Here is a 241-nt window from a genome sequence, read left to right as displayed (position 1 = left end):
CCATCTTGACCACCGACAGCACGCGGAAGCTGTGCGTCGTGACCTTCGACGGCTGGAGGGTCGGCGGCATGGCTAAGGGTGCGGGCATGCTCGCACCGTGGCTGGCGACGATGCTCGTGGTAATCACGACCGACGCGGCGCTGCCCTCGGACGAACACGATCAGGCACTGCTCGCCGCGACCCGGGTCACCTTCGACCCAGTCTCTTATACAAATATCCGCGCCCACGAGACGAACGCAAT

General features: G+C 64.3%; 1 protein-coding gene. It reads left to right on the top strand.

Features of this window, described 5'->3' with window-relative positions; all coding sequences use genetic code 11:
* The coding region (locus tag QCD68_RS17275; RefSeq protein WP_301223902.1) for a bifunctional ornithine acetyltransferase/N-acetylglutamate synthase at positions 1 to 241 on the top strand (241 nt) is incomplete at both ends.

Source organism: Curtobacterium sp. PsM8 (assembly GCF_030433875.1).
Classification (GTDB): domain Bacteria; phylum Actinomycetota; class Actinomycetes; order Actinomycetales; family Microbacteriaceae; genus Curtobacterium.
Note: the sequence above shows the minus strand (reverse complement) of the source record. Positions and strands in the feature narration are given on the sequence as shown.